Source organism: Paenibacillus sp. sgz302191 (genome assembly GCF_057749925.1).
Map to the genome: position 1 here is coordinate 22,634 of NZ_JBYLHY010000053.1, position 9,437 is coordinate 32,070.

9 protein-coding genes and 1 pseudogene are annotated in these 9,437 nt (G+C 49.0%); 9 read left to right on the plus strand and 1 reads right to left on the minus strand.

All coding sequences use genetic code 11. The features are described 5' to 3' along the window. Window positions 1–3 precede the first annotated feature (3 nt). The 9 genes from AC3G2T_RS37275 to AC3G2T_RS37315 all read left to right on the plus strand — a co-directional run bounded on the left by AC3G2T_RS37275 (window position 4) and on the right by AC3G2T_RS37315 (window position 9,230). Complete coding sequence (locus tag AC3G2T_RS37275) at window positions 4–1,857, plus strand: cache domain-containing sensor histidine kinase (protein ID WP_474683252.1); 1,854 nt, start codon at window positions 4–6, stop codon at window positions 1,855–1,857. Then, window positions 1,854–3,455 (plus strand): response regulator, encoded by a 1,602-nt coding sequence (locus AC3G2T_RS37280; protein ID WP_474683251.1) that lies wholly within the window; start codon window positions 1,854–1,856, stop codon window positions 3,453–3,455. The genes AC3G2T_RS37275 and AC3G2T_RS37280 overlap by 4 nt, the downstream gene beginning before the upstream one ends. A gap of 117 nt (window positions 3,456–3,572) precedes the next feature. Beyond that, window positions 3,573–4,658 carry a YrpD family protein gene (locus tag AC3G2T_RS37285; protein ID WP_488438612.1) on the plus strand — a complete coding sequence of 362 codons (1,086 nt, stop codon included), beginning with the start codon at window positions 3,573–3,575 and terminating at the stop codon, window positions 4,656–4,658. A gap of 202 nt (window positions 4,659–4,860) precedes the next feature. Next, window positions 4,861–5,355: a hypothetical protein gene (locus tag AC3G2T_RS37290; protein WP_474683249.1), complete on the plus strand. Its 495-nt coding sequence runs from the start codon at window positions 4,861–4,863 to the stop codon at window positions 5,353–5,355. Further along, entirely contained in the window at window positions 5,352–7,121 is a 1,770-nt protein-coding gene (locus tag AC3G2T_RS37295; RefSeq protein ID WP_474683248.1) for an ATP-binding cassette domain-containing protein, read from the plus strand. The genes AC3G2T_RS37290 and AC3G2T_RS37295 overlap by 4 nt, the downstream gene beginning before the upstream one ends. A gap of 27 nt (window positions 7,122–7,148) precedes the next feature. Next, a complete protein-coding gene (locus tag AC3G2T_RS37300; protein WP_488438613.1) occupies window positions 7,149–7,595 on the plus strand; it encodes a TlpA family protein disulfide reductase in 447 nt (148 codons plus the stop codon). Window positions 7,596–7,875: 280 nt separating this feature from the next. Beyond that, window positions 7,876–8,271 carry a DUF6941 family protein gene (locus tag AC3G2T_RS37305; RefSeq protein WP_488438614.1) on the plus strand — a complete coding sequence of 132 codons (396 nt, stop codon included), beginning with the start codon at window positions 7,876–7,878 and terminating at the stop codon, window positions 8,269–8,271. Window positions 8,272–8,308: 37 nt separating this feature from the next. Continuing rightward, a complete protein-coding gene (locus AC3G2T_RS37310) occupies window positions 8,309–8,842 on the plus strand; it encodes a MauE/DoxX family redox-associated membrane protein (RefSeq protein ID WP_488438615.1) in 534 nt (177 codons plus the stop codon). Next, window positions 8,817–9,230, plus strand: coding sequence for a hypothetical protein (locus tag AC3G2T_RS37315; protein ID WP_488438616.1), 414 nt, complete (start codon window positions 8,817–8,819; stop codon window positions 9,228–9,230). The genes AC3G2T_RS37310 and AC3G2T_RS37315 overlap by 26 nt, the downstream gene beginning before the upstream one ends. A gap of 25 nt (window positions 9,231–9,255) precedes the next feature. Here AC3G2T_RS37315 and AC3G2T_RS37320 read toward each other — a convergent pair. Beyond that, window positions 9,256–9,437, minus strand: a pseudogene (locus AC3G2T_RS37320) (IS66 family transposase); the annotation flags it as partial.

Genomic DNA, 9,437 nt, shown 5'->3' on the forward strand with positions numbered 1-9,437 from the left:
AACATGCGCTGGATCCGATGGGTGTATCACAAATATAAACGGAGCACACTGGTTCGTTTAACCTGCTATTTTCTGGTCGTTCTGCTCCCGTTGGTGGCGGTCAGCTTGTATGCCAATGAAGATTCCAGGCAGATGATGCTGGAGCAGAGCAAGGCACGAACCGAGAACAGTCTGGCTTCGGTAGCGGAAAACGTTGATCTGACGCTGCAAAATGTGGAAGAGCTCTCCAAGCTGGTTGCCACGGCCCCCGATTTGCTGCAAATGCTTGAAAAGGCGGATTCCGATTCGGTGCTGACGCCGGGGGCCATTGTCGATTTCACTCGAATGATGCGCAGTTTGTGGAACATTTCCTCCATCAGTCAGAGTGTGTCGGAAATGGCGGTTTATCATGCGGAAACGGGCACGATTCTGTCTACCAAACTGGGGGGGAGGCGTGTTCAGGACAGCAGGCATAAGGAGTGGCTGAAGGGACTTGCTGTAACGAACGGACCGGCGGTTAAGTACGTCTTCGCTAACGAGGAAATCCCCGGCGGGGGTACGGTAGGCGAATTAATCGGGGCGGATTCCGTGTCCCTAGTGAGGACAATGGATCTTCATAACAGCAGGAAACAGTCCAATTTGCTTATTATCACCTTAAGTCGTACCAGGCTCGTTCAATTGATGCAATCCGTCATTCCGTCCGCCAATGCGAGCCTTGCTTTGTATACAAGCGACGGGAAGCTAGTAGCTGGTACGGCCGGCGTCAAAGCGGATCATGATCCCGTGGAGTCCGAGGGCTATCTAAAGATGGTGAAAAATACGCGGTATTACGGATGGTCTCTTGTTTTACGTCAGCCGGAAGAAGAGATTTACGGGAAGACCATGCAAATCAGAAGCTATACGTATATCATTATCGGAGTCAGTGTGTTTCTGGCCACTGGGATTGCATGGGGGATTTATACCCGCATCGTTTCTCCGCTATACAAATTGACTCATGCCATGAAGAAGTTGAGCGACGGCAACCTGGATATCCGGCTGGACATTGACCGCGAGGACGAGTTCGGCTATTTAATGAAGGCTTATAACCGGATGGCGGAACGTCAAAAACATTTGATTGAACATCATTACGAGCAGCGGCTGCGGCTTGCGCATACGGAATTGAAATTTCTCCAGGCGCAGATCAACCCCCATTTTCTGTATAATACGCTCGATTCCATCTACTGGATGGCGAAGAATTACGATGCGGACGAAATCAGCGAGATGGTGCTGAACCTTTCACGCTTTTTCCGGCTTAGCTTAAACAAGGGGAAAGAGTCGTTCAGCGTGGAGGAAACGATCTCCCATTTGGATTATTACATCCGCGTGCAGCAAATTCGCTTTATGGACAGTTTTGCCGTGGTCTATCGGATTCAAGAGGAAAGCAAGCAGATCCCGATTCTCAAACTGCTCTTGCAGCCTTTGGTTGAGAATGCCATTGTGCACGGATTTGAGGCCGGTCTTGATGGCGGCGAGCTCATTATTGAAAGCAAGGTGCTGGAGGACGCTCTGCTGCTTTCCGTGCAGGACAATGGATCCGGCATAGCTAAAGAAAGGCTTGCTTATATTCAACAGCTGCTTGCGCAGACAGCGGCCCGGGACCGGTTCCTGCCGGACCAGGGGGATGGCGTCTGGACGGATGTGTACGGGCTGAGAAATGTGCTTTCGAGAATCCGTATGCTTTACGGCAGCGAGGCCGGGTTATGGATCGGCAGCAGAGAAGGAGAAGGCACAACTGTAACCGTCCGGCTTCCGCTTAGCCGGTGTACGGCGGAATTTCATCTGGAATCAACGGTACAGCCTGCAGACAGAGCAGATAGAATGGAGGAAATGTCATCTTGAATCTATTGATTGTCGAGGATGAGGTCCGGCTGTGCAGCAGCTTGGCCCTTCATATTCCGTGGGAAGACCATGGCATCGAAATTGTCGGGACTGCATCTAACGGGATTGAGGCACTTGCATTGATCGAACGGACAAAGCCGAATCTGATGCTTGCTGACATTCAGATGCCTCTGATGGACGGGTTGACGTTGGTGCGCCGGGTGAAGGAAAGCGACCCTTTCATCAAAACGGTCATTCTAAGCGGACACGATAACTTTGCGTATGCCCAAACGTCGGTGGAGCTTGGCGTATACAAATATTTGCTCAAGCCGGCAGGCGATTCGGACATATTGCAAGCCGTTCTCGGAGCGGCGGAACAGCTGCGCGAGGAATTGAAGGAACGGCATGAACGTATGTTGCTTAAATACAAGTGGGAACAACATTTGCCGCACCTGCAAAACCAGTTTTACAACCATTTGTTAAGGGGCCGGTACCAGGCCGATGAAATTACGCGCATAAGCAGGGAATTGCAGTTGAATCTCAAGCCCGACGAACGTTATGTCATAGCGGTCTTTGATATGGACAATCCGCCGGAGCAGGAGGGCATTTCATACGTAAAGGATGCTTCATTGCTGCATTACACGTTAGCCGGCTACTTGCAGGACAGGTTCTGCGCTTCCGAATTCCGGCTGTTCAGCGATATTCAGGGGTTTTCCGTCGTTTTATTTGCCGTTAGGGACAGGGAACAGGACCAGGAAGCCGTGCTGCGCGTTCATACGACGGCAGCCAAAGTGCTTGCTCTCATCCAGGAACATATGGATCATACGACGAGTGCCGGGATCAGTGGGGGAGCCGGCGAAGCGAGGGAGATTCCCGTCTTGTACGGCGAGGCCTGTACGGCTCTGTTAAACCGCAAGCTGCTGGGAGGCGGCATAGCTATCCCCTATCGCGAATCCATACAGCGGCATGAACCGGTTCTTTATCCGGAGCTTGCCTACGAGAGAGATTTGGAAATGGCTTTGCAGACAGGGGACGAGAACAAAGCGCTTGTAGCTTTGAGATCGATGTGGCAAGAGGGACAGAGCGCGTTGATAACCCTGGATGATATGCATGAATATGTCCTTCATTTAAGCAGTTGTTTGATCCGTTTGATCAGAAAGCAGGGCTGGCCTGTCAAAGAAGTGACGGGCGAAGACTTCGTCTTTTTTCAAAACATCCACCTGCTCAATACGGCCGAACAAATTTATAACTGGCTGCAAAATTCGATACGCAACATGTTGGCTTACGCTCGCGCACAAAGGCAGACGGTTATTCATCAAACTGTCAAGCAGATTCTCGATCTTGTGGAGCAGGAGTTGGACACCGAATTTACCCTTCACACAGTCGCGGAAAGACTCTATGTGAACGCCTCTTATTTAAGCCGGCTATTTAAACAGGAGATCGGCAAGCCGTTCTCGACCTATGTGTTGGAAAGAAAAATGGAGCGGGCCCGATCCGTTTTATTAGAGGGAGCCAAAGTCTATCATGCCGCTCTGGCAGTCGGATACCGGGATGTCAGCTATTTTACCAAGGTGTTCCGTAAATATTGGGGTGTTACGCCGGGAAGCTGCAAGCTATAAAGTCATCAAATTACCATAAGAAGGATTGATTGTAGGGTAACTCTGTTCGACGCCCGCTTGTATACTGAAGAAGATGTACAGATGTACAGACAATTCAATATAAGGGAGCGTGTATTTATGAAAAAGAAATTCGCATTGCTTGTCGTAGCGTCAGCACTCCTGTCGTCCATGTCGACAGCTATGGCTGCGGATACGCCCGCGGTTCCATCGTTGGAAGGGGCAAAAGCGGCCATTTATGAAGCAAGTGGAGCGGAAGTGACGGATTACACGAATTCGCAAAATCCTGGGCAAGTGGAGGCCGTTCTGAGCAAAGCGCGTCAAGCGGCGGCGGAAAGCGGTTCAACCCGGATCGCCCAGGGAGCAAGAAGCCTGGCCGCGGACACATCGGCAGTGAACTACGTTTACATTGACGGCAATACCGGATATTTCTATGAGAAGAGCCCTGTTCTTGACAAAGAGAAGGTGTACATCTATGAAGTACAAGCTTCTTCTTCCGAGAATACCGCAGCTGTGAACGCGGCCGCAGCAGCGGTGGCGACGAATCTCCCGGATGGTATCGGCGGGAAGGCTGTTGTAAACAAAAACGGTTCCTATCTTAATGCAACGGTGACGTTAGCTACGCAAAGTCAGCTTACGGGCGCTCCGTCGGGCGCAACCTACATTTATTCAGGATTCAGCGGCACCGGCCGGAAATATGACGGAACGAATAACAGCTTTCCGGTAGAGGCGGATATGGGGCTGCAGTACAGCAATGCCTACGGTTATGTGAAATGGACGCCTATCTTGGGGTTCTATAATGGCGTCAAGAGCAATGGATCCTTTTTGTCAGGCTATGATAAAGTGCAGTACAAAAACGGGTTCAAGGGCGGGTCGGACGTAAATCTGACCGCTTATCGGAACTTGAACGGCAATACCAGACTTTCCATAAGCGGTTATGCGGTTTGCCCGGATTCGTCCTGCACGCAGACAGCCGATACTTATTTAACGGCTATACTAGAGGTGGCTAATACGGCCGTCACGAGCGTAAGCAGCTGGAAAATGCTGGCCACGATCGCAGGTTCGGAAAGCGTAACAGGTCACAACTATGCCGAATTTAAAAATGTTAATGTAGACGGAGCAACTCAAACTCCTACGAAAGCAGCTGAAGACTACGCAACGGTAACGATATCGGGAAGCACAGTGAAAATTAACGTTTCCAGATAGTAGCGGGAATAAGCTTCGTATAAAGATCGAACAAGCATGGTTAGCCGGCTTGTTCGATTTTTTGTTGTTGCGACGACACAAGGTTCCGGCAGCAAGTCATTAAATTACCATAAAAAGTAATGATTACCTTCTTAAATTCATTTTGAATAAAAGGTATCCTTAATTCAAGGATCATGAATCCATTTTACCGGGAGGGAAGAACGTGGAGGCGGTACAAGAGGAAAAGGATCACAGACGGTTTCTGAAACAAACCATTGAACATTACAAGTTAGGGGCCTTTTTTCCCGAAAATCTCGTCTTGCTTGCAAAAACGGATCCCGTTTGCTTCGAATGGCTGAGGCGCACGGAACACGGAACGATCGTATTTTTAATGAGTGCGACGTGTACGGCATGCAAGATGGAACCGGCGATATCCTTTATGGACCTCTATCCCGATTTCGACTACTGCCTTCTTTTCGAAGGAAGCCCGGAGGCCTGTGAAGAGCAGCGCAGCCAACTTGCTCCCAAGGTAGCGATGTATCGATGCGAGACGACTAAATTGCAAGCCCGGCTCAAAGTAAATGTAGTACCCTACGTCATTGTGCTTAATAAAGTAGGACAAGCTGTAGGCGCGGATATTTTTCACGATCTGGCCAAATTGCAAAAGGTAGCCTCCCCTTTGATCCGTGTTTATCAAAATGGAAAAGTTCAGACATGAAATTGTTAGTTCGAACCGCCCAAACGACATGGGAAGCTTTTACCAAGGTTTACGTATTTAACAAGGCTGTCGTATTGCTGTCGCTTTTTGCTTATGTCGTATCCGCCTTGCAAACGAATTTCAGCGTGTATGTGAGTAAATTCATCGTCGATCAGTTAACGATTAAAAATTTAAGCATGCTGATAGGCGGTATCGTCCTTCTTATATTATTTCAACTGTCCCGCGCCGTATTGGACTCGTACGCTCAACTGAAGAGCCGAAAGATGAGCTTGGAGTTCTCTATGCAGTGTGAAGAGAAACTCATCGATCTGGTGGCCAAGACAGATTTGATCGAAAAGGAGCACCCTAAATTTAGAGGCGATTTCTCTTATTGGTCATACAGCAATAGCAAGTATTACGATACTTACAGTATTGCGATTAGTCTGGTCAAGCAGATCGTCATCGCCGGTTTAAGCATGTTTTACCTGCTTCATTCCTATTGGGTGACCGGGCTGCTCGCTCTTTTGGTCGGAACATGGAGAGGGCTTTACGATCTGCGAGCCGTTCGCAGCCGCGTCGAGATTGATGAGCAGCTAATGAGAAATGCCAGAAGTCACCATTATTACTACGAGCTGCTGACAACCTCCGAGACCCAGAAAGAGATGATGCTGTTTCAATTGTATCCTTATTTCAGGAAATGGTGGGGGATCAAGAAGCGGGAATCGGTGGAACTTCAAATCAAAGTCGACAAGATCAACCATCAGAGGTCTTTTCGGGGCGAGCTTCTTTCGATATTAAACACCGGATTGGTCACCGTAATAACCGCTTATTTGATTTATAAGGGTTCTCTAAGTATCGGGGATTACGTGGCTATTATTATGGCCCTTAATATGACAGAAAGCAATATAAGCTTCATGTTTTCGTCTTTTTCGCGGTTGACGGAATACTGCACGCATATCGAGCGGCTTAAGCTCATTGAGGGCAGGACGCAGGTGGCTGTTAGCGAGGAAAAGCAGATTCAGGCCAGACCGTTTATTTTCGAAAATGAGATTCAGATTCGGAATCTGACCTTTCGATATCCGAACCAGGCTCAACCGGCGCTTGCGGGAATTAATGTGCAAATCAAAAAAGGAGAAGTTGTTGCCATCCTGGGAGAGAACGGGTCGGGCAAATCGACATTGATCAAACTGCTTCTCGGTTTGTACCGCAGCGATGAAGACGCTATTTTCTATGATGGAGTCAGCCTGAACCGGATCGACCGGTTGCAAATGTGGAAAAAAAGCAGCGCGGTTTTCCAAGATTTTATCCGGTACATGACTCACGTAAGAGATAACATAGCCGCCGGTAACATCGACGAAATTAACAATTCGGAAAAGCTGAATCTGCTGCTGGCTAGAGTGGGCCTGGCGGATACCTTTAAGCACGGCTTGGACAATCCGCTTGGCTTTCTGGAAGATGATGCGGTGAATCTGTCGGGCGGGCAGTGGCAAAGACTTGCTCTGTCCCGGGCGTTTGTCCGCGATGAAGATGAGCTTGTCGTCTTCGACGAGCCGACCGCTGCGCTTGACCCGCTTAGTGAAGTCCGATTGATGAATGACATTCTCGGCTATTTTAAAGGCAAAACCGTCCTGCTTATTTCCCATCGGGTAGGAGTCGCCCGGAATGCCGACCGGATTATCGTTATGGAGCATGGACGAATCGCCGAATGCGGGGCTCATGACGAACTGCTCTCTCGGCAGGGATTATACAGCGAAATCTGGAATCAGCAAAAGCAATGGTATGTCTAAAACAACATCATTGAGGAGGGAATGCTTGTGTCGACGTTAACGAAACCAACGCGATCTTCCGATAGCGGCTTACCTTTGGGTGCGGCAATGCCTAAACTGCCGGATTATATGCAAGAAATTGAGACGGATATTTGCGCCCAAGCCGGTAAGGTTCGCGTGCTTTTGTTCACATCCGTGCACTGCGTTCATTGTATTGACCTGCTGCCGCACATTCAGACGATGTTCGAGAACTACCCTTCTTTCTCTTTTCACCTGTTCTCTACAGGAGACGAGGAGGATCATCGGAGTATGTCCGAATATTTCGGGTGGAATTTCGGCGTTTATTCCATGGATCAAAGCGATATGGAGGCCTACTTTGAAGTCACGTTCCTGCCTTTTATGATGCTCGTAAATCAATCCGGAGCGGTGGCGGCCAAAGGAGTTATCTATAATGCGGATGATTTTGATCAATTAATGAAGTTTGTCGAGCTTTGAGTCTAAAACGAATTGCTTACGAAAGGAGGTGAAAAAGATGGCTTGCACAAAATGCCCGGATGGAGTTGTACTGGATCAGTCCCCATTGGTTTGTCTTGTAGGAACTTGCACTTATAGCGGAAAAATCTATCCCAAAATCCTGTCGGTAACCAAAACGGTAGGCTGCCCGGATGGAAGCACTGAAGTTTGCCAAATTACTGCCGGCTGCTGCACCTAAGCAAAAACCAAGAGAAGGGGACAGCCCCTTCTCTTTTATCCATTTATGGGGGAGTGAACGGCATTGAACGCCCAATTGATCATTTGCGATCGAATTGCGCATAACGCAGAAATGAAAGGCCACGTTTTGGGAACCGTATTGAACCACCTGACCGTCCCGGCGCTGCCTTATGTCATAGAATTGCACGTTCTGGTCAAACTGTTTGATTTGCCTCGCGAGGCATTTGTCGATACGTCGTTGACGATTACGCATGCTAACGGCGAGGTCATCGGACAAACTCCGGTAAGCGTGCTTCGGAATTACAGGTCGGAAGATCAAGTTCCGGGCGTAGATCAAAATATGACCCTCACGCTGGTTATCACGGAGGCGGGTATTCTTCATATCCGGTGTAAAGTGAACGGAGAAGAGGCCGCTTGGTACCCTCTAACGGTCCGGTTGCAGGAATGCCGAGTCTCCTGAACGATAATGGTTACGACGACGAAATGGGTGATATTTAATGTTTCATTGGTTGGCCTATATGCTGGACATCACGATGTCGATATTATTTTTCATTCCGTTTTACAACAAATTGTTGCGTTTTTCAAGCTTCCGGATTGACATTTACGCCTATGGCGTCCTGCCGGCTTCCCTGATTACATTAGCGGGGATAGGTGTGATGGCAGCGGAATTCGCGCTTTTCCTTTTGTTTGCTGCCGGCCTGCTCGACGGTTGGAAGGAGCTTGCCGCTATACTTCTGCTCGCCGTGTTTGCTTTCTCTTCCTGGCGGAAGACAAAGCTTACCGGCGTCGATGCTTGCTCCTGCTACGGGGAGATCGGTTTCCTTAATCGATCGCCCGTTATCCGGAATTTGGTGCTGATCGTGCTGCTTCTGCCAGGTCTTTTTTTGCGCTCCGATGCGCGTGACCTATACACGATGTTTAACTCGCTTATTTTTGTAATGGCGGCTTCGTTTGCGATCGAGATTTTGCAATCCGTATGGGGCAAAAGGAAAGGGAGGGAGAAGCGTGAGCAATCTGCTAATGCTGTGTAACTTGCTCTGGTTCTTTGTTTGTCTGACCGCCCTGGTCGTCAAAAGAAGAAAAGATAGCCGGGAAATAGCAGCAGAGGTCGATCAAGTAAGGCGGCTGTTCAATGGGCAGGAGGAGATGAGAATCGTGTTTGTCGATTATTCGGATCCGGCGTTTAAGGAAACCGATACCCTGCTGGCCTCGGATACCGTCGGGCGATTCATCGTTGTGTTTCGCGCCCCTGCCTGGTTGATTGTCACTAAGGAAAAGAAGTGGAGGGGCCATCAGGTTATCGATGCCGAAAAGTTTAATTTCCGGAGAAAAAACACGATCATCGTGACCCGTGAAGGAAAATATGAGGTATATGACGACATAGTCTCTTTCATGAAATTTTCGGCCGCTTATTCATAAGAAGGAGGTTACTACTTAGGTCTGTTTAGAATTGAAGGCGTCCGTGAAGGGCCAAAGAGAGGGATTCGAGGATAGGGCGATCTTGTTTAAGAAGGGTAGAGATGACCGAGCGAATGCGGGCAAACTGCCTAGCCCCTGCGGGCGTACGGAATGCACCGGAAATTTTGGTTTTCACCTTGACCATGCGAATATCCCGCTCGGCTTGGT

Bases quoted from the DNA above. Each gene is read 5' to 3' on its own strand.
- AC3G2T_RS37285 (WP_488438612.1), top strand. From the start codon at position 3,573: ATGAAAAAGAAATTCGCATTGCTTGTCGTAGCGTCAGCACTCCTGTCG.
- AC3G2T_RS37275 (WP_474683252.1), top strand. From the start codon at position 4: ATGCGCTGGATCCGATGGGTGTATCACAAATATAAACGGAGCACACTG.
- AC3G2T_RS37295 (WP_474683248.1), top strand. From the start codon at position 5,352: ATGAAATTGTTAGTTCGAACCGCCCAAACGACATGGGAAGCTTTTACC.
- AC3G2T_RS37310 (WP_488438615.1), top strand. From the start codon at position 8,309: ATGTTTCATTGGTTGGCCTATATGCTGGACATCACGATGTCGATATTA.